Raw genomic sequence first — 24,734 nt, 5'->3', positions numbered from 1 at the left:
TGCATCAGGAACATTCCCGCCTAAGAAAAGTCTGAATAAGGTATTTCTGTAAATTGCTTGCATCGAAAAGGGCAATATTGCCCGTAGTGTTTACTCATCAGGAAACTATATGACTGAAGACGATATCCGCCGTAATGCGTTTGCCATGCCGTTTCATAATCCTGCTTTTCCTCCCGGTCCTTACCGTTTCGTAAACCGCGAATTTTTGATTATTACTTATCGCACCGATCCGGAAGCGCTTAAAAAAATCATTCCCGCCCCGCTGCAATTTGTAGAGCCGATCGTTAAATTTGAATTCATCAGAATGCCGGATTCAACCGGATTTGGTCACTATTGCGAATCAGGCCAAGTGATTCCAGTGAGGCTGAATGGCGTGGCTGGCGGTTATGTCCACAGCATGTATTTAAATGATCAACCGCCAATTGCCGGTGGTCGCGAGTTGTGGGGATTTCCCAAAAAAATGGGCGAGCCGCAACTCAGAGTGCATAAAGATACGATGGTCGGCACGTTATCTTATAGCGACATTCAGATTGCAGTGGGCACGATGGGATATAAGCATAGCCCGCTGGACAACGACACCATCAAAAAATCGCTCGAAGCGCCGACCTTTTTACTCAAAATTATTCCTCACGTTGACGGCACGCCGCGGATTTGTGAGTTGGTGCAGTACAGCTTGACCGACGTTACCGTCAAGGGTGCATGGACTGGCCCCGGAGCGCTTGATCTGCGTCCGCATGCGTTAGCGCCGATAGCGGATTTGCCAGTGCTTGAGGTGTTGTCAGCGGTGCATATTATGTCCGATCTGACTTTGCCGCACGGCACTGTTGCGTATGATTATCTGGCGAATGAAAAATAAAGGAGTGCGCCATTCTGATGCAGAATGGCGCTTTATTCCGGTCAAAAAATGTCGCTAACATGGAGCATTTATCCGGCTAATTTCTACGTCAGGTTACAGAGAACATCATCACCACGACAACGCAGGTTGCCGATGGTGATTTTTTTTTGGCGCGACAAAACGTAATGCCGGATTGTCGAACATGGAAATCACGCGCCCGCGCAGCATGCCGGATGGGCAAAGTTCGTCTTGTGTGTATTGTGTCAGCCGGATAGCGTTCGGTACGTTCGGTGTGCAATTGACGCCAACAAACTCAGGTTCAAGAGTGCTGCCCTTAAATGCGTAGTTTTCTTTGTATTCGTCAGTTGGCTTAAAAACCTTAAAAAGGTCTGCTGGATTTTTGAGGCCATCGTAATTGAAGCTCATCCCTTGTGAGACTAATGACGATATCTGTGCAGGATTAATCCCGACTTTATCGACGCGATAATTGCCGCCAAAACCCGATGCACCGCCGATCAATTGCGATAGATTGCCATAGCTGCCATTGTTGATCACCATCCCGACATGATTGGTTGGCTCCAGTGGATTGAGTTCTTCATAGATACGCTTGATCGCCACGCTTCCCGGGGCGGCCCAAGAATTGGTCACCATGGTCAACGTCCCCAATCTGGTGGTGAGGGTGGTGCCAGTGCTTGTCGCGTTAGCCGGTGGCGCGATCCCAAAGCGTTGTTGCATGAAAGTGGTAATGAAATCACTCAATCCAATCGCGCCATTAACCTGCACTGTTTGATACGGTTGCACGTCCAGCTTCAGACTGGTTAAGGTGTTATGCGTGGGATCGAATCCCATCGGTCCGCCGGGCGTTTTATCGGCGCTGGTGGTGACAGTTAAGGCGCTATTGGCGACGCCGCCGAAGGTTGCGCTGGCAAACGCGTTGGTAAAAAATCGGGCTGCGGTCGTCATCCAGTCAGGATGGTCTTGCAGCAACGCGCTGCTGCTAGCGGTTTGGGACTGGCGTGCGCCGCGTGGGGTTAAGTACGTGCTGCGAAATACTTTGGGCGCCAGATCGGTATCGCTGCTGTATAACGATTGTGGGTCGGCTGCGCCGTTGGTGTTGTAGGCGGTCCGTTCCCAGATCGCAAAGCGTGTTGCTTCAGCATTGAGTTGTTTCAGCTCGCCAAATCGCCAGACCCATTGCATCGCAAATAAAAAAATTATCAGCAGGCTGCACGAAACAAGTGATTCAACCAATGCCTGACCGCTTTGAGGATCAGGGCGTGAAGAAATATGGGAAGTAAGGAATAGTTGCATGGCCGTTAGTCGAGCAGGAAGAACAACGATTTTTCCGGATAGTTCAGACCTTCAAGCCTTGCGTTCCAGTACGGCAGCATCAAATTTGCGTGCGATACCAGCTGCCCGCGTGTAGTCCAGCGCTCCAGCGGCGCGCGGTAATACACCCGCGCTTTGCCAATCGCCTTCAGATAACTTTGTTTGGTCTGGGTGTCATAATCGTTTAACGCAGTGCGACCTAGATTGAATTTATTTTCTGGCCGCAAAGGCAATTTGTCAGCGGTTTCCTGCAATGCCACGACGAACGACGGACCAATATCTTTTAACGCATTGTTTTGAATTTCTTTGCTGGCCAAAAATATATTGCTCTTGTCGGCGTTGGCCTGATCGGCGGCATGCACGCGATAGTTGCCGATATTTGCATCGCGCATTTCCCATAGCCCGAAGCGTTCGGCTGGTAGCCCCATATCGGCCGCGACGGTGCTACCCAGACCGGGCTTTTGAAATAGTGTTTCGGTGCCCCGTGAAGTACGCATCCCCAGAACATCGATCAAATCGCCTAAATCTAATGCATTGAGAAGAAATTTAAGAAAGGCGCTTGGCGCATTCACTGGATCGGTAAAGGACATATTCGGCAGCGTAAAGCCGTTGCCCAGCACATTAGAAATCGCGGTGGAGACATTGCCGCCCTGACCCGACAGATTGGTGAAATTGGCGGCCTGCTGGGCTAATCCGCTAGCCAGTTCGACTTCTGGATCGCCGATGCCGGGCGCTGGGGCGTCCAGTGCTGTACCTGAAGCCGGCAGTCCGGCAGGCGCACCGCCCAACACGCCAGTCAGATTGCCAGCGTTGGCATCAGGCATATTCACGATCGATGCTGCTGAGCCGGTGCCGTTGATGGCGCCGCCGACCGTTTCCAATACTGGCTCTAAGGTCGCCATGGCGGCATTGCTGATCGCCTCGGTCGCGTTGGCGATCTGCGGCTGGCCTTTCATGGCCCGATCCGCAGAGGCACCGGCAATATTCATCACACCGCGTTCATAATATTTTTTGGCCGCACCGGCAGCCAGCGAAGCGCAGGCACCGCCCACCCGCGGCGCATACACGCCGCCGGTGGGTAAGGTGAAATACAGGCAATCGTCAATACTGGTGGATTCGCCCCATGAAGACTCTTTCCATTTTTTATTCGCAGCGACAACATCTACAAATTTTTTCAGATCATCGGGAATTTCCTGATTTTTGTTCAGTCCCTGACGACCGACTTTGGACATGGTGACCGCGCCCGCCATCGGGATATGAATATTGAATAGATGCGGATTGATTTCCATGATGTCGATATTGCTCCACGCATAAGTGCCGTCTTGCATTTGGACCATCCGGGTGCCGCCGGTGCGTTCGTATAAACACATAATCGGGCTGGCGATGATGCCGACGGTATTCATGAACGCTTCGATGACGGGACCGATCACGTCCGCAGCGACATTACCCTTTAATGCCGGAACAATCTGCTCCAATCCATTGACCGAGAGGCCGCTTAATATGCCGTTGATAGCGCTGAGGTTGCAGCCATCGACTGTCCATAAACCGACCGCATTCGGGAACAGGCGGCGGCCGCCTATCCCGCCATTTAATTTGACCATGTCATCCATCATCAGACGATGGACCAGATTGAAATCTACCGACCCTTTATTATTTGGTACGGCAGTTTTCATTTCCGTACTCCCCAAAAACTTGCGCGGCGGCTGATGCAGTTTGATCATGCTGCCGAAATCGACCATGCTCTTGCCGATCTGATACGCGATGGTTTGCGGTATGTATTCAGCTTGTGGCGCGTTCGCTGCCAGCAAGTCCCTTTGCATCGAAATCATGGCCGATGCAGTGGTCGCCAAATGGATTTGCTGCGAGGCGAAAATCGCGTAATTGGTCAGCGAGGTGGTTGCCGTGCCGGTATTCGCCAATACCTGACTGGTCACGCGCACGCCATCGACGATTTTTTCCCAATAGCCGCTAAATGTGCTGACGGCCTTCAAAATACCGGATAAGCCGGTGCCGATGTACGGTATAAATTTAGTCAGCGCAGCGACCGCCTTCATGACGGCGGTGTTATTGCGCCAGTACTCATCGGACATTGTCATGCTGGACCACATCGCCGTCATTTGACCGACTGCCTGATAGTTGGCGATCATCGCGCGATTGGTGTACGAGGTGTAATTCAGACCTTCTGCAGCGACGTTGGCCGTGCTGTAAGCAATCGCATCGGCGGCATTGGTAAGCTGGCGTTTTTCACTGGTGACCTGCGCCAGGTTATAAAGGGAAAACAGGCCGATGCATAACACTGCAAGAAAAAATATCGTTATTGGTAATACCGCGCCGCGCTGAGTGCGCACGGTTGGGTGACCGCTGTGATATCGAGGATTAGCGGATCGGGATTGCTGAAAAAAATGCGAGATAACGTCCGCACTATGCGGGGTGCAAAGCGATGCGTGAAAATCAAAAGGATATAAACAGAATGAAGTAAATGCCAGCGTCAAGGGTTTGACCATACCGGGCACCTTCATGTGAAATTACATTAGTGCGAATGGATGGCGTCTACGATTCCTGAAGCGAAAGGAGTCATCGAAATGAGGCTTGATAGTAGCGGGGGTTTGTTACCTGCTGATGACGTTAGGCCGAATCTTCATAAAAATTTTCGTATAACGGCAGGCGATTTTTGTCGAAATTGGGGACATAAAATCGACATGATTTTTTGATGCAATGCGAGCGTGAAATATCGGCTGATTGGCCTGTTTTTAATCTGCGAAAACTCTCTGATGACAACGCTAAACCGCATCCATTACGAGGTCGATGCGGATCATTTTTCCCGAGTGCGGTTTTGCCAGTTGCGGCAAAGATTGGCCCACCTTTAACTGAAGACGGGCCGCACTACCAGCGCTAAGTTCAAGGCAAGAATATGCTTTCGCTTTCGCTTTCGCCAAGCGCCATGGTTGCACGTGCTCAACGATGCTCGTGATATTGCCAGCAGTGTCGATAAATACGACATCAATGGCAAAGCGCATGAAGTAAGTATGGATGCTATTGCAAGGCACAATCAATAAACCTTGCTGATCGTCTAATGAGCGCCTGCCAAGCAAACCGACAGCGCGCTGCCAAAAAAAACGGGCGACTAGAATATCAATTTGCATGAGATGATGATTATGAGTAGTGGGAGGCGGAAGAAGGTTCGGGCAATCGAACGCGGCAACTGCGCCAGATGAACCGAACAACGCGTGCTGAATGATGGAAAATATTTACAGGTCGAATGGCTTCACTTCAAGAAAACTTGCCATCTCCAGATTGGCACGCGGACTAAAAAGCAGGCGTACAGTCTGTTCAACGCCTTGGTTCAACGCAAAGAATTCCATTTCTGAATTGCCGTGTTTATGCAGCGATGGCTGACATTTTTCGCCGTTGCGCGCAGTCGATTTTTCCCATTGATCACCGAATAGTTTTTCCATGTTGCGGTAACTGACGCGTTCATCCTCGTTACGCAGCCATAGATTGAGACGGCCCTCAACATCACCACCAACCTGATCTTCTTTGCGGCATAGGATCGCGATGCCGTCGTCATCGCGACGACCATCCCAGGACGATTTAACGATGGCACCAAATCGGGTGATTTCAACACGTTTGACGTTTTCTCGATTCTCCCCGACGCGGCTAATCTGCGTACCCCCGGTAACAAGTTTCAAATTTTCGTCAGTATAAAAATCGTCAACCAGCAATAAATTTTTGTTTAGCACGTGCTTGATGTTTTCTAATAAGGAAAGGGTAGTTGTTGGTATTTTTATCATCCTGAATTCCTCCATCCCAACGCCAAAACCAGCTTTTGGGGCGCTAATGTTTATAATTTTTGCCTTCGCGGTAATAATTTTTTGGTGTCCATAAGTAACCATGCGTGCCGGTGAGATGCCATTTATTTGAAAATAAAATAGATGACTACTTTGCGTCGGATTGCTAATGTGCTGCATCCGCCATCAACCAGCTTTTTTTAGACAAATCGCCTTAGCCAGATTAAGTCGTTTTTCCATGTTCGCTTCCAGCGATGGCGACTTGCCGCTTGCTGTCAGCAGATTATATTCAGCCTGAGGCACGCTATCCCAGTAGGTATCCGTAACACAGTTGCAGAACGCCGGCATCTTCGCTTCGTTCTTCGGCGCACCCTGCGCGCTACGCCCCATTTTGATACAAATTTCGGTATTGGCCTTCTTTAGCTCCGGCATGACGGTTGCTCCCCAGGCGGTATTACTGCAAGAGAGTATCAGCGTCAGGATAAGCCCATCGAGATTTTTTTTCATGTTGTAGTCGTTCGAGTTGTGTGTATAAAAATGGTTCATTAGTAATATTAAATAGCAATCAATTATGTAATTCACATGTTAACGGCGCCATGGATTGCTTGAATGATCGACTTATGACAGAAGACGATAACCTGCAGTGTCGCGACTATTTGAAATTCATCAGAATAGTCAGGACGATAGGGAAGGCGATAATAATGAAGGTGATGGGGAAAATGAACATGATCAATGGTGCGATCATTTTCATGGGTGCTTCCATCGCGAGTTTTTCGGCGCGCTGAAAGCGTTCGGTACGTTTTTGTTCAGAGAATTTGCGTAAAGTTGGTCCTAACGGTACACCTAATTTGTCGCATTGCAGAACGATGCCAACGAAGCGTTTGATATCGAGGTTGCCGGTGCGGCTGGCAAATTTTTCTAATGCATCGGCTCGCCCGGCACCGGTTTTCATATCCCGTACGACGCGTTCGATTTCTTGCCGCAAAATGCAGGCTGGTCCGCGTTCGCAAAAATTGATAATAGCGGTATTCAGCGTCAGACCGCATTCGCAGCAGAGTGTCACAATATCGACAAAGGAGGGAAAGTAACGAGAGATTTCCAGATTGCGACGCTTCTTCTGATCTTTGATCCACAGCAGCGGATAGAACCATCCAATCAACGCCAGAACGCTCACTACATATAACACTTTATAGTCGATCCCAAACGCGCCCAGACTGACTAATACGCCAAGAAACAGCGACACCGCCAGCGAAAAGAATTGCACCGCAAAAGTTTCGTTGGGTGTCATGAAATATTCAAGACCAGCGGCGTTTAGCATCTGCTTGCGTCTTAGCAAACGGGCGTCGGATAGATAAGCACCGAAATAGAAATCGAAAAATAATACGCCGCTCCAGACCCTTTTCAATAGAGGGGGTAGAGGGTCCATATTCGGACGAAATTTATTGATCTTCGCGTTCGCCAGCAGTTTAAAGATGTAAAACAAAAATACGCTGAGGCTGCCGAAGGCCAATATGATTGCGCTGTAAAGATACACTGAACTGTTCATATTTCCCCTCCTTTAGTGATATTTAATTGCCTGAATATCGATTGGCCGACTACACATCAATGGCGAGAATTTTTTGAATAACCTTGTGACCGATATAAGCCATGGTTAAGCAAATAAACAATACGATTTTTCCGTAGAAGGTGGTGACCAACTGGCTCATTTCTTCTGGCTGAATGAAATACAGCGCAATCCCCACCAATGCAGGAAGACAGATCATGACCCATCCCTGCATCTTTCCCTGTGCGGTCAATGACTTGATTTTTCCCTCGATAGAAAGCTTTTGCTGAATCGTATTCGACAAGCTCATCAAGGTCTCCGATAGATTGCCGCCGACGGATTTAGAGATGCGGAATGTCATCACCAGTAATTGAAAATCGATCAGATCGATACGCTTGCCGACTTCTTCAATCGCAGTCTCAAAATCGACACCGACTTTCTGTAGACGTATCACGTGCGCAAACTCGTTCGCCAGCGGTGAACTGATTTCTTTAGCGTAGGATTGCAGTGCGATACTCAGTGAAACCCCCGCCGTCAGGCTAGAGGCAATCACGGTTAATGCTGTCGGTAATTCATACTCAATACTGTTGAGACGACGCTTGCGTTTATGATCGCTAATCCACAACGGTGCTTTAAAAATGAAGTAGCCGATCAACAAGATCAGCAAGATATTTCGGACCACGAAATAGATCACTATTGCCAGCACTGCTGTCGCCGCAATCTGGGCGAACAGAACTAAATAGACGCGGCCATCGTTCAGGCCGGTCCATTCTTTTATCCGCTCCAGATAGCGCACATGCATGTCATACGCCGCTTTGAGGAAGTAGCTTTTTGAGTTCAGCAACGACCACGCCACAAATACGACCAGCACAAACACGATGATTGAAAATAGGAAGATCAATCTATTCATTATTCATCCTCTCGATGAACGCGGGCATCATTCCCGAATAGCGGAATTCGCCGCATGTCTTACCATTGCGATCGAGTCCTTCCCGATGAAATTTAAAGATATCCTGAAGCTGTACGGTTTCTGATTCAATCCCCACGACTTCCGTGATTGCGGTGACTTTACGCGCTCCGCAAGAATAACGGGTTAGCTGAATAATCAGGTGTACCGCAGAAGAAATCTGTTCGCGAATCGCACGCACCGGCAGGTTCATCCCTGCCATCAGTACCAGTACTTCCATCCGCGCCAACGCATCACGCGGGGAGTTAGCATGGAGCGTGGTCATCGATCCGTCATGGCCGGTATTCATTGCCTGCAACATATCCAGCGCCTCACCGCCGCGACACTCACCGACGATGATTCGGTCCGGTCGCATCCGCAGCGAATTGCGCACCAGATCGCGAATCGCAACGTGGCCCTTACCTTCGACATTAGGCGGCCGACTTTCCAGAGATACCAAATTGGGTTGTGACAGCTGTAACTCCGCCGCATCTTCGATGGTCACAATTCGCTCATCGTTAGGCACGAAGGCTGACATCATATTTAGAAAAGTTGTTTTGCCCGAGCCAGTCCCGCCGGAGACGACGATGTTAAGGCGTTGTTCTACCGCGCTGCGCAAGATGTGCAGCATATCCTCAGTCATCGATCCGTACTTGATCAGATCCTCAGCAATCATCTTGCGGCGTGAGAATTTACGAATAGTCAGGGTCGGTCCACGCAACGATAGTGGCGACACAATTGCATTCACCCGCGAACCGTCTTTCAGCCGCGCATCGACCATCGGCGAGCTTTCATCGATACGTCGACCCAGCGGCGTGACGATGCGTTCGATGGCGCCCATCACCGCCAGATCGCTGGTAAATGTGGCGGTCGATAGTTCGAGCCGACCACCGCGCTCAACCCAAATTTCATCGAAGCGATTGACCATGATTTCGGTTACGCTTTCATCGGCGATCAACGGCTCCAATGGCCCCAATCCGACCGCTTCATCCAGCACTTCTCTGGTCAGCCGCTCGGTATCGATATTGTCCGGTAACGTGAAAGTGGAGGTTAACAACTCCTTGATCAGTGTCTTGACGTTGGCCTTAAGATCGTCTTCCGACATCTTGTTGGCATCGATCCGGCGTAGATCGATTTCATACAGTACGGCCTCATGCAACGTTTTACGCCAGTGCGAAAATTCATGATCGATCACGCGTGCTTGCACAGCAGGCGCTTGCCTGCCGACGGCGGTGGGACGCGAGGATGGCGCTTTTACAGTCGGTGCGGATTGCTCTGCGGATGCTGTCGGAGTGGAATTGAGAGCAACAGCAGGTGCTAATCTCACCGAAAGCGGCGGCGCGACAAATACCGGTGGGGGCGCAGGTTTAGCCTGTGTTGAAGATTGCTGCGGCGGTGTCGCGCCATTGGTTAAAAATGCCCCGGAAGTGACAGTTTGCGCTGGCGCACGATGCAACGATTCAGACAGTAAAACGTCGTCATCGAAACTGATATCCTCAACCGAAGTTAGCGTTGCAGTCGGCATCGCCCGAGGCGCGGGTGGTGGGATATGAGCAGATGCTGCGATCCGCTCCGGCTCGTTTTCATTGGCGTCTTTCCTTGCTGAGGTTGGCGCACATTCGCTGCCTTGCTTATTCACGTGCAGGGTTAAGGTATAGCTGCCGATTCGCATCTCTGTACCAGCATTCAGCGGGCCAAGGCGATTGATTCGTTCGCCTTCGATCCAGGTGCCGAAAATACTGCCGCTGTCTTCGATAAAAATACTGCCTTCATTGATCAGAAACGTCGCGTGTAGTTTACTGACGCTCCACCCTTTCAGGCGCAGATCGCTGCTTTCCGCCTTGCCAATGACGAAACGATCTTTGGTAATGGCGACTTCATCCAGCGTGTCATAGCCGTCGGATGCCACCGTCAGCAAAAAACTTCCATGGTTTTCAGACATGAGTGGGTCTTTCATACTCTTTTTCCATTATCTTTTTCGCGCCATTTCGAAGAATAAGCATCGTCGAAATGGCGTTCCTTTTTTTGTAGATATTAATGCCCGCTAGTGTCGCTAGGACGAGTCGGAACTGGTGCCGGTGCAGCTGGCACCGGAGCCGGTTCAGCCGGTGCTGGATTTTCCAGATTGCGCATGGATGGCAACTCGGCTTGTTCCGGCATACCGACGGCTTTGCGTGTCGCGTTAATACGATTATTCAGATTGCGTAGCGCGTTCGAGGTTTCAGCATTTTCACCTTCATGCAAATGCGGTATCGCAACCAAAAACACTTCGGTCTGATTCCGCATGGTGCCGGTTGCCTTAAACAGATTGCCGAGTACCGGTACGTCGCCCAATCCCGGTACTTTCTGGATATCGGTGCTGCCGTCCTGGCTGTAAAGACCGGACAAAATAATGGCGTCGCCCGTCTTGACCGAAAAATCGGTTTCGGTACGGCGTGTCGTAAAGCCGGGAATACCGCCAACGCTGACGCTTGGATCGATCTTGCTGACTTCCGCTTTGAGCAGGCCGGTGACATTGCCGAATTGATCGAGCTTTGGTGCGATTTCAATCAAGATGCCGTAGGGCTTAAAGGTGACGTTAGTACCATTTTGGCTGACCGTCGGAATGGGTACTTCGCCACCAGCGACGAACTTGGCCTGACCGCCGTTACGGGTTGCAATACTCGGTGAAGCCAGTACGAAGGCGTTGCCGCTATCAACCGCTAACTGGATAATTGATGGGATCGCAATCGATGCATTGACCGCCGCGCTGACACCGCGCAATTTCTGATCCGGCAACGTGAAGTTGCCGCCAGTGGTACTGGTGTCTTGCGGTAACGGTCGCAGATTGGTGCTGCCGCGTGTGGCTTCGCCAAAAATACCGATATTGAAACCGTTGAAGCTTTTGGCCCAGTTGACGCCCAGATTCTCCAGATAACCCTTTTTAAATTCAACGAAATACAAATCAAAAACCAGCATTTGCGATTCTTGTTTATAGGCGGGGACTGTGTCGATATCCAGCCTGGTGGAGTTGATAAGGTTGGCGTATTGCTCGGTCAATGCGGTGATCTTAGCCAGGTCTTCGCGCGACGAAATATGGCCTTCTACATACAGCCTTTCACCACGCCGCACGACATCGACGCCGGGTAAATCGGCCAGCGTTGCTTTGACATCGCGCTGTTGTTTCAATACATTCAGGGCCGTTACACGCAGCCGTATTTCACGCGAAAAATTCGGTTTTTTCCATAGCAGAATATTGGTCAGGCCGACTTCCTGCGCAATGATCAGCAGCTTGGTTTTTTCAATCACGGCGGTGGAGGCAATCTTGCCATTACCGATGGCGATTCGATTCACTGCCCCGACCTCAATTACCCGCGCTTCACCTGCATACATCAGGATTTCATCGTCGACCGCAGCGCCTTTAGTCGTCCCATTTTTGACACTCGATGTGCGTGGCGCACCAAGTTCGCTAGCGATTTTACTGGCACGTGATGGCTGGCCGTCTTGCCCGTTAGCATTCGTCACCATGCTGCCGTCATGGTCCAGTGCGTTCCCATCCAGATATTCGACCGCGTTCCCGGCGGCAAAAGAGCGGCTGCCGATGAGTACCGACAAAAGTAGGCCGACGCGTAAAGTTTTTTGATTATTCATAAGGGGGCGTGGTCTTTTGGAGAAAGTCATTGTGGGTTACCTACTGTGCCAAGGAAGCGCTTGAGTGCTTCGATTTTTTTTGCCTGATCGTCGCCGCCATCGATATATTCGCCGGTTTTGAAACGGCCACCGATGATGTAGTCAACCTGCGGACCTTGCGGAATTTTGTAACGTGCGCGTGCGCCCGGATCGATGACATCTGATAGGAAGGTTTTTTTCTGTACGCCGTCCTGATCGTCAGGACGTCGTAATACGGCGACAATACGGGCACCGGTCTGGATCAGGATGACTTTTTGCGCATCGGCAGCCGGTACAGAAATAGTCACCGTGCTGTAGGTGGTTCTGCCTGCTTGCCCCTGTTTGTCGCCGAAACCGCTGGCCTTGGCGCGGTCAGCGGCCAGAACCTCACGCTCGGTAGTCTGCCCGGTTGCGCGGATTTCAACATTTTCCAATAACGGCGCCAGCATCGTATCTTCTTGCGCAGGACCGGGCGTTGGCGCTTGCGGCACATCTTGCGGGCGCTTCATCATGTAAAACAAATCGATGTGATCCCCGGCGCGCAACAACCCGGAGAATGAATTAATCTCATCGACCGGAATCGTGATGGCGCGGCTGCCGGCTTCGATGGATTTGGAGAAGGGGACCGATTCATAGAGCAGAAAATACGACTCTAGCAACGGCGTCCCTTTGCGCACCGGTCGAATGATTTTTTTGCCGATAAAGGCATCAATCTGATCGGGATTAATCACATCAAAGTTCATGTATTCCTTGGGTACGGTGCGCGATGCCAATTGGTCCATCGTTAGCACATCACCGGGAACCAGATCGATGCGCGGCACGGTGACCGTGGTGCGCACTTTACTGGCCTCGTCGCTGAGACTTTTTTCGATTTCGCTGGAACGACTTCGTAGATAACTGTTCGCCAGAAAAACCGCCAGCGCTGCGATCAGGACAATAATAATTAGCGGTAGCGCCTTTTTGATTTTGTCAGGATTGATGTAACGTTTTATATTCATAAGGGTCGTGTTGAAGTTATGGTTTGCTATGGTTTCCGTGCGCCGATCCATCTGCTCCCGGCGTTACGATGACCCGGAAAAATCTGCGCTGCTATCCTAATGTGAGCGGTCGTAGCTCTCACCCCACCAATGTTCTTTCACGTCATTCGGTTCGCCTGCCGCCCACGCACCCATATCCAGTGCGCCGAGACAAAAGCCGATCTGTGGTTCTGCCGGGTCAAATTTTCCTTCTAGTCGAGAGACGACGCTATTCCACAACAACACCACAATGTCGAAGGCTTCATAGCCACCGCTGCCACCAGCGGGCGGCGCCATCGTGCCTAAGGGGTAAAACAGGTGCCAGGCCAGCGCATTTTGGGCGCGATAGCTGGCGGATGAGGAGAATGGATAGCGCCCGCGCGATAACGCTTTGGCTTGAAATGCGGCAGTGAGGCCGGAGTCAGGATTTAAGGTGCCCATCATTCTGGTGATGCCGATGATGATGCTGTTGGCAATCGGCACTTTGAGCGGATAACTCCACAAGATCTCGATCGACAGGATGGTGTTGTCCTGAATGCTTTTGCCACTCAGATTGCCTTGCAGATTGGCATTGCCGACGTCATCGCCACCAGGGTCTGCGGTGATCCCAAGCGGCGTGCGAAACCGCATGTAATCGGCGGGAAGTTTCAGTATGCCGTAATCCAGCCCTTGCAATTCGATCGTTCCGGATTCTAAAAATGCTGCTTGCGTCGGATTGTGATACAGGATGCAAGAGTTAAACATGGCATCTTTATACGCCGCGACCTGGGCCTGGACGACGGCAAGTTTGCCTGTGCCATTGCCCATATACATCGGCGTGATACCGTTAATAAAGCCTTGCAAGACAGAACTGTCGCCGTAGCGCATCAGGCCCTGAATGAAGGACCAGACAGCGGGAGTAACCGCGGTTTTGGCTGTTCCCAGAAAGCCTGAGATACCGCCCGGTTTGCTGGCTGCTTCGCCGCTATCGCCGCCCGATGCGCCGACATCGCTGTCAGCGGCAGGACCGTCCATCAGACCGCCAGCCTGACTTGCGCCGCCTAATTCATTGCCGGAGGTAGTGACTGCCGAGACCACATCTTTACCCTCGGCATTGGTGGTATGCACTAGCTTTCCTACCGCTGCATAGCCAAGGTTGCCAAGTTGGGCGGTCAGCGGATCGGTCACGAAGCGGGGCACAACCCGACCATTACTCATCGCACCGATACGGGCGGCTTCCTGCACGGCAAAATTGTGCGCCAACTTGGCGCGGTACATCAACATTAATTGCAGGCAAAGCAGGGCGAAAATCAGCACGACGGGAATCGCGATGACAAATTCGGTGAGACTGGCCCCTCTTAAAAATTTTCGTGTGCGGCTATTTTTTTTCAGCATAGTATGTCGCCTACGATGTAAAACAGAGTGGCTAAATCGGTGTGGAAACCACGCCTAGACCCTGGATGTAACTAAAGTTCAGATGCCGTATCGCATCCAGTAACAAGCTCAGCACCGAAACCCCATCTACGGATACAAACAGGACCAGGGCCACAAACACCAGCAGGATCGAATATTCGACCGCGATCTGGCCTTGCGCCGTGCGCTTGTGTGGGCGGCTTTTCATGACAATGTGATTGCAGAAAAATGGTGCATTGTTAATGTGTCCTCGACGTTTTTGAGGCGTATGGCATCTCATCGCGTAACCCAGTTCACGACAATAAAAGTCTGTCCTGCGCGGCGAGTAAATGTATATGTTGCTTCGTGGTTAGCACCGGAGACGAACTTGACGACGGTGCCACCGTCCTCTTGCGAGACTCTGCGATACGATAATTTCCAAGCTTCGGCGGCGCGATCTTCTTCATAGAAGGCGATGTTTTGCTCGAGATCGAAATTATTCGTCATCGTTGTCAAAATCGATTCGCCAGCTTTATCCACGGTGCGCACCTCATTCAAAATCACTGTGCCGGAAGGCTTGCGTAAATGCTTTGCCAGGACCGGGGCCTTGGTATCGATATCGGCTTTCATGCGCGCCGGAAGATCAGACAGGCTGAGATAGCCTTGCGTCGCTTTGCCACCGTTATCGCTCACACCGCTGCTAAGATTTGCCTGCTTTAACCAGCCATCTCTGACGCCGATAACCTGGACCTCGTGACCGGCTGCTTTTGAAGTGACTTTCCAGCTGTCGCTGGCCCACGCGGTGGCGATTACTACAGCTGCCTCGCGCAATGTTTGTGGCCCCTCGACTTGAAAGATCAGTATCGGCAAACCGTTCACCTCGATTTCGTCGGCTACCCGCGTTGTTCCCCAATTTTTCGGTATCCCTTCTAGCAGCAGCTTTTCGCCGCCTGCCCATTTATCGAATGCATGGGCGCTGGTGACGACGAGAAGACAACACCAGCAGCATGTCAGGATAAAATTTTTCAACCAGCGCTTTCCTTAAAGAGTGACATCGTTAAAGTGCAGATGTTTGTGTTCATGGGACGGCCTAAGGCGAGACAAAACGTAAGGCTGGGTTATCGAACATCGAGATCGTGCGCGCACGCAAAATACCGGCCGGGCAGAGTTCATCTTGCGTGTATTGCGTCAGCCGAATAGCACGGCCAGGGTCAGAGGTGCAGGCAACGGCGACATAATCCGGTTCGAATGGCGGCCCGCCTTTAAACGTAAAATTTTCTTTGTAATCGTCGGTGGGTTTGAAAATCTTGAAAAGGTCGCCCGGATTTTTGAGGCCGTCGTAATTGAAGCTCATCCCTTGTGAGACTAATGACGAAATCTGCGCCGGATTAATCCCGACTTTGTCGACGCGATAATTGCCGCCAAAACCTGATGCACCGCCGATTAATTGCGACAAATTGCCGTAGCTGCCATTGTTAATCACCATGCCGACATGGTTGTTAGGGCCGAGCGGATTGAGTTCGTCAAACATGCGTTTGCTTGCCACAGCGACCGGCGCAGCCCATGAATTGGTGACCATGGTCAGGCTGCCCAGTTTTGTGGCGGTGATGGATCCGGGATTGGTCGGATTGACTGGCGGTGCGATCCCAAAACGCTGCTGCATAAAAGCGGTAATAAAATCACTCAGCCCGATCGATCCATTGACTTGCACCGTTTGGTACGGTTGCACGTCCAGTTTCAGACTGGTCAAGGTGTTGTGCGTGGGATCGAATCCCATCGGTCCGCCGGGTGTTTTATCGGCGCTGGTGGTGACGGTTAAGGCGCTATTGGTGACGCCGCCGAAGGTCGCGCTATCAAATGCGTTGGTGAAAAATCGGGCGGCGGTGGTCATCCAGTCAGGATGGTCTTCCATCAATGCTGTGCCGCCGGTAGTTTGGGACTGGCGTGCGCCGCGTGGGGTTAAGTACGTGCTGCGAAATACTTTGGGCGCTAAATCGGCATCGCTGCTGTATAACGATTGCGGGTCGGCTGTGCCATTGGTGTTGTAGGCGGTCCGTTCCCAGATCGCAAAGCGTGTTGCTTCAGTATTGAGTTGTTTCAGCTCGCCGAAACGCCAGACCCAATGCAACGCGAACAGCAAGACCATAAATACACTACACGCCAAAATCGATTCCACCAACGCCTGACCGAGCTGACGACGTGGCAATAGGCTGGATCGGGCTGGCTTGGTAAGGCGATTTAGGAGTAGACGCATAGTGTTTGGCAGGTTTGGTCGGGTTTAGTCGATCAGGAAGAACAACGATTTTTCCGGATAGTTCAGACCTTCAAGCCTTGCGTTCCAGTACGGCAGCATCAGATTTGCGTGCGATACCACTTGCATGCGTGAAGTCCAGCGTTCCAGTGGCGCGCGGTAATACACGCGGGCTTTGCCAATTGCCTTCAGATAACTTTGATTGGTCTGGGTGTCATAATCGTTTAACGCAGTGCGACCCAGATTGAATTTATTCTCTGGGCGCAAAGGCAATTTGTCAGCGGTTTCCTGCAATGCCACGACGAACGACGGACCAATATCTTTTAACGCATTGTTTTGAATTTCTTTGCTGGCCAAAAATATATTGCTCTTGTCGGCGTTGGCCTGATCGGCAGCATGAACGCGATAGTTGCCAACATTCGCATCGCGCATTTCCCATAGCCCGAAGCGTTCGGCTGGCAGCCCCATGTCAGCCGCGACAACCCCGCCTAAACCGGGCTTCTGAAATAATGTTTCGGTGCCCCGTGAAGTACGCATCCCGAGAACATCGATCAAATCGCCTAAACCTAATGCATTGAGAAGAAATTTAAGAAAGGCGCTTGGCGCATTCACCGGATCGGTAAAGGACATATTCGGCAGCGTAAAGCCGTTGCCCAGCACATTAGAAATCGCTGTGGAGACATTGCCGCCCTGACCGGACAGATTGGTGAAATTGGCGGCCTGCTGGGCTAATCCGCTAGCCAATTCGACTTCTGGATCGCCGCTGCCGGGCGCTGGGGCGTCCAGTGCTGTACCTGAAGCCGGCAGTCCGGCAGGCGCGCCGCCCAACACGCCAGTCAGATTGCCAGCGTTGGCATCAGGCATATTCACGATCGATGCTGCTGAGCCGGTGCCGTTGATGGCGCCGCCGACCGTTTCCAATACTGGCGCTAAGGTGGCCATGGCGGCATTGCTGATCGCCTCGGTTGCGTTGGCGATCTGCGGTTGGCCTTTCATGGCCCGATCCGCAGAGGCACCGGCAATATTCATCACACCGCGTTCATAATATTTTTTGGCCGCACCGGCAGCCAGCGAGGCGCAGGCACCGCCCACCCGCGGCGCATACACGCCGCCGGTGGGTAAGGTGAAATACAGGCAATCATCCAGACCCGTAGCCTCACCCCAATACGATTTCTTCCAGTCTTCGTTGCCATTTACCACGTCCACAAACTTCTTCAGATCATTCGGGATTTCCTGATTTTTGTTCAATCCTTGCCGACCGACTTTAGACATGGTGACCGCGCCTGCCATCGGGATATGAATATTGAATAGATGCGGGTTGATTTCCATGATGTCGATATTGCTCCACGCATAAGTGCCGTCCTGCATCTGAATCATCCGTGTGCCGCCAGTGCGCTCATACAGACACATAATCGGGCTGGCGATGATGCCGACGGTATTCATGAACGCTTCGATGACGGGACCGATCACGTCCGCAGCGACATTGCCTGCTAGCGCAGGGACGATTTGTTCCAGACCGTTGACTGATAAACCGCTCAAAATGCCGTTGATGGCGCTGAGGTTGCAGCCATCGACTGTCCATAAACCGACCGCATTCGGAAACAGGCGGCGGCCAGCCATACCGCTGGTGAAGTTAAACATTTCGTTCATCATCAATCGATGGACCAAATTGAATTCGATGCCCGTACTGTTAGGCATATCGGTTTTCATTTTGGTATCGCCCAAAAATTTCCGCGGCGGCTGATGCAGTTTGATCATGCTGCCGAAATCGACCATGCTCTTGCCGATCTGATACGCGATGGTTTGCGGTATGTATTCAGCTTGCGGCGCGTTCGCTGCCAGCAAGTCCCTTTGCATCGAAATCATGGCCGATGCAGTGGTCGCCAAATGGATTTGCTGCGAGGCGAAAATCGCGTAATTGGTCAGTGAGGTGGTTGCTGTGCCGGTATTCGCCAATACCTGACTGGTCACGCGTACGCCATCGACGATTTTTTCCCAATAGCCGCTAAATGTGCTGACGGCCTTCAAAATACCGGATAAGCCGGTGCCGATGTACGGTATAAATTTAGTCAGCGCAGCGACCGCCTTCATGACGGTGGTGTTATTGCGCCAGTATTCGTCGGACATCGTCATGTTGGACCACATCGCCGTCATTTGACCGACTGCCTGATAGTTGGCGATCATCGCGCGATTGGTGTACGAGGTGTAGTTCAGACCTTCTGCAGCGACGTTGGCCGTACTGTAAGCAATCGCATCGGCAGCATTGGTAAGCTGGCGTTTTTCACTAGTGACCTGCGCCATGTTGTAGACGGAAAAGATACCGACGCATAGCACCGCGGCAAAGAAGATAGCAATAGGAAGTACCGCACCGCGCTGGAATTGGCGGACTGCGCGCGATTGGTGCGGCGCTGCAATTGCGCACCAAACGGGGCTTTGGGTCTTTCCTCGCGCGCGGGCGGTAGCGTGTTTCAAAGTGCCTCCCGTATTTGAACAAAATTTTTCGATGATTGATTTCGTATGGTCAAACACAAACGCGTTCTGCTGGGTTTATTGCGATTTGAAGCCGGTGTCCTTCTTAAATAATGGATTACAAAACTGATGACCCCTCGTGCCGGGGCGCGTTCCGGCACAAGGTTCGACTGTTATGACAGCTACAGCTACAGCAATTGCGAATTAACGGTTAGCGATTGTCGGTGCCATAGTCCTTCATCGTGCGTTGGGTTGCGGCCTTAGTGGAGGCCAGCGTTGCTGAAGTACCCGCTGCGGTGATTTCTGTAGCGCTATCATTTCCGGATAGTTCTGCCGCCATACCTGCAACTTGATGACGGATGGTGCTACCGAAGGCCGCAAATACGCCGATACTCACGACGGCAATCAGCGCCACGATAATGATGTACTCAGACATCCCCTGACCACGTTGACGTAGGGCGGTTTTAGCACGTTGAAATCTCGAGATGGAAAGCGTAGCCATTTGAATTCTCCTAAAAGCGCAGTGTTGTGGGACGATTCCCAATTGCAAGCAAAGCAGTCACAAAAATTTCCCGCGGCGAAACGACCAACATCCAACAACAGATGCGTTTGGTCTTTACATCAAATGCGTTATAACGGAGCGAAGATTATTTTTGAGATTGCTTTGTAGTGCTCATGCCGAACGGCATTAGCAAATTCTATTAATTTTCATTACTGCTGAAGCGCCGGGCGGCATCAATTCAGAAGCGCAGAAACTACGGTTTTATCTCAGAATGATGAAGAACTGTCTTAGGTTTTATTTGGTGTTTGAAAAAATTATACGCGGCGGATTTTTTATATTCTTTAACGCAATTGTTGTGCCAGGGCAAAATAAAACTTAATAATAGCTATGGGATTTGCGTTATTTTTTATAGAAAAAATAAATTAAAAATGGGAATATTTCACGCAAAAAAAACACTATTTTTATAATAAAAGGGGATTATCCCGTTCTATTTTTATGTAAATATTGTTGCGTACGAGCGTTCTTATTTTGATTATATTTTTTGCTGCTGTTTTAATTTGAATTGTCATAAAACGCGATTTTTTTATCCTCCCAAAAGAGCGTTCGACGAAATAGGTGTGCATCATTTTGGCGCGTTCGTTGAGTGAATCTTGTCTATCAGTGTGAAAAACAGGCATTTGTCGTTGCCATTTGAACAGCCGTTGCGGCTTGTCTGCAATGCGGCCTTCCGAGTGTTATCCTCGTTCTGCCAATCCATCATTGGCGACATAAACGATCTCTATTTCCACGATACTTACGAAAATCCTATGCGCCGCTCGCTATTTCTTTTAACGCCTTGTTTACTCTTGGCCTCGATACTGTCCATTGGTTTAGCGCAGGCAGCGCCGACGTATGGTCCTGAGCTTGAAGGATTTACCTATCCTTATCCGCGACAACACTACAATTTCGAATCGCAAAAAACGCAGTTGCAGATGACGTATATGGATGTTGCCGCGCTTGGCAAACCGAATGGACATACCGTCGTATTAATGCACGGAAAAAATTTCTGCGGTGCGACTTGGGAGGCGAGCATCAAGACGTTGAGCGCAGCGGGATATCGCGTCGTGGCACCGGATCAGATTGGCTTTTGCGCATCGTCCAAGCCCGAAAATTACCAGTACAGTTTTCAGCAATTGGCGATTAATACCCACGGCTTGTTAGAGAAATTAGGTATTCAGCAGGCGACTATCATCGGGCATTCCACCGGCGGCATGCTGGCGACGCGGTATGCGCTGTTATATCCCGATCAGGTAGATAAGTTGGTGTTGGTGAACCCAATTGGATTGGAAGACTGGAAGGCACTTGGGGTGCCGTATCGCACGGTAGATCAATGGTACCAACGAGAATTGCAGCTTTCTGCGGAAGGCGTGCGTAAATATGAGCAATCGACCTATTATGCCGGCCACTGGAAGCCGGAATATACGCGTTGGGTAGAGATGCTGGCGGGACTTAATCAGGGACCGGGGAAGAAAAGTGTGGCCTGGAACTCGGCACTGATTTATGACATGATTTTTACGCAGCCGGTTGTCTATGAATTCAAGGACTTAACCATGCCGACGCTATTGATGATCGGCGACGCGGATACTACCGCGATTGGCAGCGATGTTGCGCAGCCTGCGGTGAAGGCCAAAATCGGTCAATATCGGTTACTTGGCAAACAAGTCGCTAAAATGATTCCGCATTCGACGCTGGTTGAGTTTCCGGATTTCGGTCATGCTCCGCAGATGGAAGATCCGGAACAATTTCATAAGATGTTGCTCGAATGGCTTGCAGGGCATTGAGTCTGCATCGCAAATGCGATCTGAAACATATAATGGTGAGATATTTTGGTTTCCATATCATCGATAAAATTTTTTGCCACCTCAAAGTAAAGGAATGCTATGTCTCTTAAAGATAAAGTCGCACTAATTACGGGTTCAGCCAGCGGTATTGGCAAAGAAATTGCTATCGAATACGCGCGCGCCGGGGCAAAAGTCGTGATCGCCGATTTGGCGTTGGACGCTGCCACTGCCACTGCCAATGAAATCAATCAGTCAGGCGGCATCGCAATGGCGGTCGCGATGAATGTTACTGATGAAGCACAGGTTGACAAAGGTATTGCCGATACGGTTGCTGCCTTTGGCAGTATCGACGTGCTGATCAGCAATGCAGGGATTCAGATTATTGCGCCTATCGTCGATTCCACGCTGGATAACTGGAAGAAAATGCTGGCTATTCACCTTGATGGCGCGTATCTGACCACACGGGCAGCGATGCGTGAAATGATCAAGGCTGGCACGGGCGGTTCTATCATTTATATGGGATCGGTTCATTCGCATGAAGCCTCGCCATTAAAAGCGCCGTATGTGACGGCTAAGCATGGCTTGATCGGACTGGCAAAAGTTGTCGCAAAAGAAGGCGCTAAAAACAAAATTCGCGCAAACGTGATTTGTCCGGGTTTTGTCCGCACACCACTGGTGGAAAAGCAAATTCCAGAGCAAGCCAAGGAATTGGGCATCACCGAAGATCAGGTAATCAAGACAGTGATGCTGAAAGACACCGTTGATGGTGAGTTTACGACTGTGCATGACGTCGCTCAAACAGCGATATTTCTCGGCGGTTTTGAGTCAAATGCGTTGACCGGGCAATCGATTGTGGTCAGCCACGGCTGGTTTATGCAATAACGTTTAAGTTCGACAAACACGGAAATTGCAGGGTAATCCTGCGATTTCCGTTTAATAATGCTGGTTTGCAGTCTTCCCAATACCACTTGCTGGTCTCAGTTTTACAGTTTCCTTTGAAATTCATCAGTATTCCGCATTTTTAGGCCGGTAGTGCCGACTTTTCATGCTGCCGGAGTTTGAATAGTTGATGGGATGTCGCCGTTTCGCGCCATTTACTGCATCCCGCAATCGGATGCTCTACAATCCTTCCTAATCAGTCCACTTTGCAAGGTTTCCACGATATGTCTCCATTTGAACCCAACCTCCATGCGCTGGCCGTTGCGCGTGATGTCCTGCTGACTCCCTTTGGACTCGATGAATCCAGCCTTCAGAAAGCATTGGCGACAATGTTTACGCATAAGGTGGATTACGCCGATTTGTATTTCCAATTCACCAAGAGCGAAGGCTGGAGCCTGGAAGAGGGCATCGTTAAGACCGGTAGCTTTTCCATCGATCAGGGCGTTGGCGTGCGGGCGGTGTCAGGCGATAAAACGGCGTTTTCCTACTCCGACGAGATCTCTGAGCAAGCATTGCGCGATGCCGCGATTGCTACTCGCACGATTGCGCGTCAGGGCGCGGGAAAAATCAAAATTGCCAGCGTGATGCAGGAAAAGGGCGGCCGCTCACTGTATCTGCCAAACGATCCGCTGACGTCACTGGATGCGACTGAAAAGGTAAAGCTGCTGGAACGCATTGAACGCATCGCCCGCGCCAAAGATCCGCGCGTGGTGCAAGTCATGGCCGGTCTGGCTGGTGAGTACGACGTTGTGCTAGTCGCCCGTAGCGACGGCGTTATCGCCGCCGATATCCGTCCGTTGGTGCGTTTGTCCGTCACCGTGATCGCAGAAAAAGACGGGCGCCGCGAAATGGGCAGCAGCGGTGGTGGCGGTCGTTATAACTACGCCTATTTCACCGACGAATTGTTAGAGAAATATGCTGCTGAAGCCGTTGCATCGGCATTGGTTAATCTGGATGCACGTCCTGCCCCGGCTGGTCCGATGACTGTGGTGCTGGGTAATGGCTGGCCGGGTATTTTGTTGCACGAAGCGATTGGGCACGGACTTGAAGGCGATTTCAATCGTAAGGGATCGAGCACGTTTTCCGGTCGTATCGGCGAACGGGTCGCAGCCAAAGGCGTGACCGTGGTGGATGACGGCACGCTGGCAGATCGTCGCGGATCGCTGAATATTGATGATGAAGGCAATCCGACACAGTGCACAACGCTGATTGAAGACGGCATTCTGAAAGGCTATATTCAGGACACCATGAATGCGCGGTTGATGAAGATGCCGGTAACCGGCAACGCACGGCGCGAGTCGTTTGCGCATCTGCCTATGCCGCGGATGACGAATACTTATATGCTGGCAGGCGACAAAGATCCGGCTGAAATTTTGGCATCGGTCAAAAATGGCTTGTATGCGGTGAATTTTGGTGGCGGTCAGGTCGATATCACGAACGGAAAATTCGTATTTTCGGCCAGTGAAGCCTACATGATTGAAAACGGCAAAGTGACCTATCCGGTCAAGGGTGCAACGTTGATTGGTAACGGACCTGATGTGCTGCATCGGGTATCGATGATTGGTAACGACATGCGTCTCGATCCGGGCGTGGGGGTTTGTGGCAAAGAAGGTCAAAGCGTGCCGGTCGGTGTAGGGCAGCCGACATTGCGTATTGATGGCGTGACGGTTGGCGGTACTGCTTAAGCGCCGTTTCAAGCAATTGCATTTAACGTATCAGGCAGTGTCGGAACGGTCTTTCGTTGCCCAATAAAAAACGTCGATTTCTATAGAGATCGACGTTTTTTTTGCTTTTGATTACGGCATCCCGGCAGCGGTTCTGAATACTGTTATTCCCGGGATGCACTACAACTTTTTAGCCAGCTTAGCCAAATACCGTTATTTTTCTACGGAACCAGACATTGTCCATGCGCGACTGCTGAGCGCTTTGCCTGGGGCATACGGCGGCGATCCACACAAACTTGGCCGCTTGCATTGAAATAGCAGGCCGTTTTGTAAGACTATGTCGGCCATTGCATACTTGGCCCGATTTTTGTAGTTCGGAATGGATGGCTCAGGCCCCAGTTTTAAAGGTGTCATTTTGGCCCGGCTGCCATAGTAAGACTGATCGTTACAATGTGTTAAACGGGCTGCATGGCGTATTGATGCCCTCCGAAAATACGCGTAAAGAACGCAAAATTACCTATTTTTGTATTACGCGATGAGATTAATTTATAAATGTCAGGGATATGCGTAAGCACTTAGGCTGAGTAGTGTTCGTTAGCGAAGTTGTTGCAAA

At 50.9% G+C, this 24,734-nt stretch carries 20 protein-coding genes; 4 read left to right on the top strand and 16 right to left on the bottom strand.

What is annotated here, in order from left to right; genetic code table 11:
• Positions 1 to 109 precede the first annotated feature (109 nt).
• Positions 110 to 856, top strand: a complete 747-nt coding sequence (locus tag C7W93_RS22595) for an acetoacetate decarboxylase (RefSeq protein WP_108442579.1) — start codon at positions 110 to 112, stop codon at positions 854 to 856.
• A 108-nt stretch (positions 857 to 964) separates the two neighbouring features.
• On the opposite strand, the gene C7W93_RS22590 is transcribed toward C7W93_RS22595, so the two are convergent.
• From C7W93_RS22590 to C7W93_RS22515, 16 genes are all read right to left on the bottom strand, one after another.
• Positions 965 to 2,146, bottom strand: coding sequence for a hypothetical protein (locus tag C7W93_RS22590; protein ID WP_108442578.1), 1,182 nt, complete (start codon positions 2,144 to 2,146; stop codon positions 965 to 967).
• A gap of 5 nt (positions 2,147 to 2,151) precedes the next feature.
• A complete protein-coding gene (locus C7W93_RS22585; RefSeq protein ID WP_108442577.1) occupies positions 2,152 to 4,668 on the bottom strand; it encodes a pilus assembly protein TadG-related protein in 2,517 nt (838 codons plus the stop codon).
• 276 nt (positions 4,669 to 4,944) lie between these two features.
• Entirely contained in the window at positions 4,945 to 5,307 is a 363-nt protein-coding gene (locus C7W93_RS22580; protein ID WP_108442576.1) for a DUF192 domain-containing protein, read from the bottom strand.
• 105 nt (positions 5,308 to 5,412) lie between these two features.
• On the bottom strand, positions 5,413 to 5,955 hold the full coding sequence (locus C7W93_RS22575) for a hypothetical protein (protein ID WP_146177600.1): 543 nt from the start codon (positions 5,953 to 5,955) through the stop codon (positions 5,413 to 5,415).
• Between the two features lie 183 nt (positions 5,956 to 6,138).
• Complete coding sequence (locus tag C7W93_RS22570; protein ID WP_108442574.1) at positions 6,139 to 6,459, bottom strand: hypothetical protein; 321 nt, start codon at positions 6,457 to 6,459, stop codon at positions 6,139 to 6,141.
• A 145-nt stretch (positions 6,460 to 6,604) separates the two neighbouring features.
• Positions 6,605 to 7,498 (bottom strand): type II secretion system F family protein, encoded by an 894-nt coding sequence (locus tag C7W93_RS22565; RefSeq protein WP_108442573.1) that lies wholly within the window; start codon positions 7,496 to 7,498, stop codon positions 6,605 to 6,607.
• A 49-nt stretch (positions 7,499 to 7,547) separates the two neighbouring features.
• Positions 7,548 to 8,405 carry a type II secretion system F family protein gene (locus tag C7W93_RS22560; protein ID WP_108442572.1) on the bottom strand — a complete coding sequence of 286 codons (858 nt, stop codon included), beginning with the start codon at positions 8,403 to 8,405 and terminating at the stop codon, positions 7,548 to 7,550.
• A complete protein-coding gene (locus C7W93_RS22555; RefSeq protein ID WP_108442571.1) occupies positions 8,398 to 10,398 on the bottom strand; it encodes an ATPase, T2SS/T4P/T4SS family in 2,001 nt (666 codons plus the stop codon). Before C7W93_RS22555 ends, C7W93_RS22560 begins: the two co-directional genes overlap by 8 nt.
• Positions 10,399 to 10,475: 77 nt before the next feature.
• Complete coding sequence (locus C7W93_RS22550; protein ID WP_161539974.1) at positions 10,476 to 12,071, bottom strand: type II and III secretion system protein family protein; 1,596 nt, start codon at positions 12,069 to 12,071, stop codon at positions 10,476 to 10,478.
• 26 nt (positions 12,072 to 12,097) lie between these two features.
• Complete coding sequence (gene cpaB, locus C7W93_RS22545; protein WP_161539973.1) at positions 12,098 to 13,087, bottom strand: Flp pilus assembly protein CpaB; 990 nt, start codon at positions 13,085 to 13,087, stop codon at positions 12,098 to 12,100.
• Positions 13,088 to 13,183: 96 nt separating this feature from the next.
• Entirely contained in the window at positions 13,184 to 14,479 is a 1,296-nt protein-coding gene (locus C7W93_RS22540; RefSeq protein WP_108442568.1) for a TadE/TadG family type IV pilus assembly protein, read from the bottom strand.
• 31 nt (positions 14,480 to 14,510) lie between these two features.
• Positions 14,511 to 14,705: a hypothetical protein gene (locus tag C7W93_RS22535; RefSeq protein WP_108442567.1), complete on the bottom strand. Its 195-nt coding sequence runs from the start codon at positions 14,703 to 14,705 to the stop codon at positions 14,511 to 14,513.
• Positions 14,706 to 14,773: 68 nt separating this feature from the next.
• Positions 14,774 to 15,505: a hypothetical protein gene (locus C7W93_RS22530; protein WP_108442566.1), complete on the bottom strand. Its 732-nt coding sequence runs from the start codon at positions 15,503 to 15,505 to the stop codon at positions 14,774 to 14,776.
• Between the two features lie 61 nt (positions 15,506 to 15,566).
• On the bottom strand, positions 15,567 to 16,730 hold the full coding sequence (locus C7W93_RS22525; protein WP_108442565.1) for a hypothetical protein: 1,164 nt from the start codon (positions 16,728 to 16,730) through the stop codon (positions 15,567 to 15,569).
• Positions 16,731 to 16,754: 24 nt separating this feature from the next.
• Complete coding sequence (locus tag C7W93_RS22520; RefSeq protein ID WP_225870003.1) at positions 16,755 to 19,199, bottom strand: pilus assembly protein TadG-related protein; 2,445 nt, start codon at positions 19,197 to 19,199, stop codon at positions 16,755 to 16,757.
• A gap of 208 nt (positions 19,200 to 19,407) precedes the next feature.
• Complete coding sequence (locus tag C7W93_RS22515) at positions 19,408 to 19,698, bottom strand: Flp family type IVb pilin (RefSeq protein WP_108442563.1); 291 nt, start codon at positions 19,696 to 19,698, stop codon at positions 19,408 to 19,410.
• A gap of 806 nt (positions 19,699 to 20,504) precedes the next feature.
• Here C7W93_RS22515 and C7W93_RS22505 point away from each other — a divergent pair.
• From C7W93_RS22505 to tldD, 3 genes are all read left to right on the top strand, one after another.
• Positions 20,505 to 21,518 (top strand): alpha/beta fold hydrolase, encoded by a 1,014-nt coding sequence (locus C7W93_RS22505; RefSeq protein WP_108442696.1) that lies wholly within the window; start codon positions 20,505 to 20,507, stop codon positions 21,516 to 21,518.
• 99 nt (positions 21,519 to 21,617) lie between these two features.
• A complete protein-coding gene (locus C7W93_RS22500; RefSeq protein ID WP_108442561.1) occupies positions 21,618 to 22,400 on the top strand; it encodes a 3-hydroxybutyrate dehydrogenase in 783 nt (260 codons plus the stop codon).
• Between the two features lie 281 nt (positions 22,401 to 22,681).
• A complete protein-coding gene (gene tldD, locus C7W93_RS22495; RefSeq protein WP_108442560.1) occupies positions 22,682 to 24,142 on the top strand; it encodes a metalloprotease TldD in 1,461 nt (486 codons plus the stop codon).
• The last annotated feature ends 592 nt before the right edge of the window (positions 24,143 to 24,734 follow it).

This window comes from Glaciimonas sp. PCH181 (assembly GCF_003056055.1).
In the GTDB taxonomy this organism is placed as follows: domain Bacteria; phylum Pseudomonadota; class Gammaproteobacteria; order Burkholderiales; family Burkholderiaceae_D; genus Glaciimonas.
Note: the sequence above shows the minus strand (reverse complement) of the source record. Positions and strands in the feature narration are given on the sequence as shown.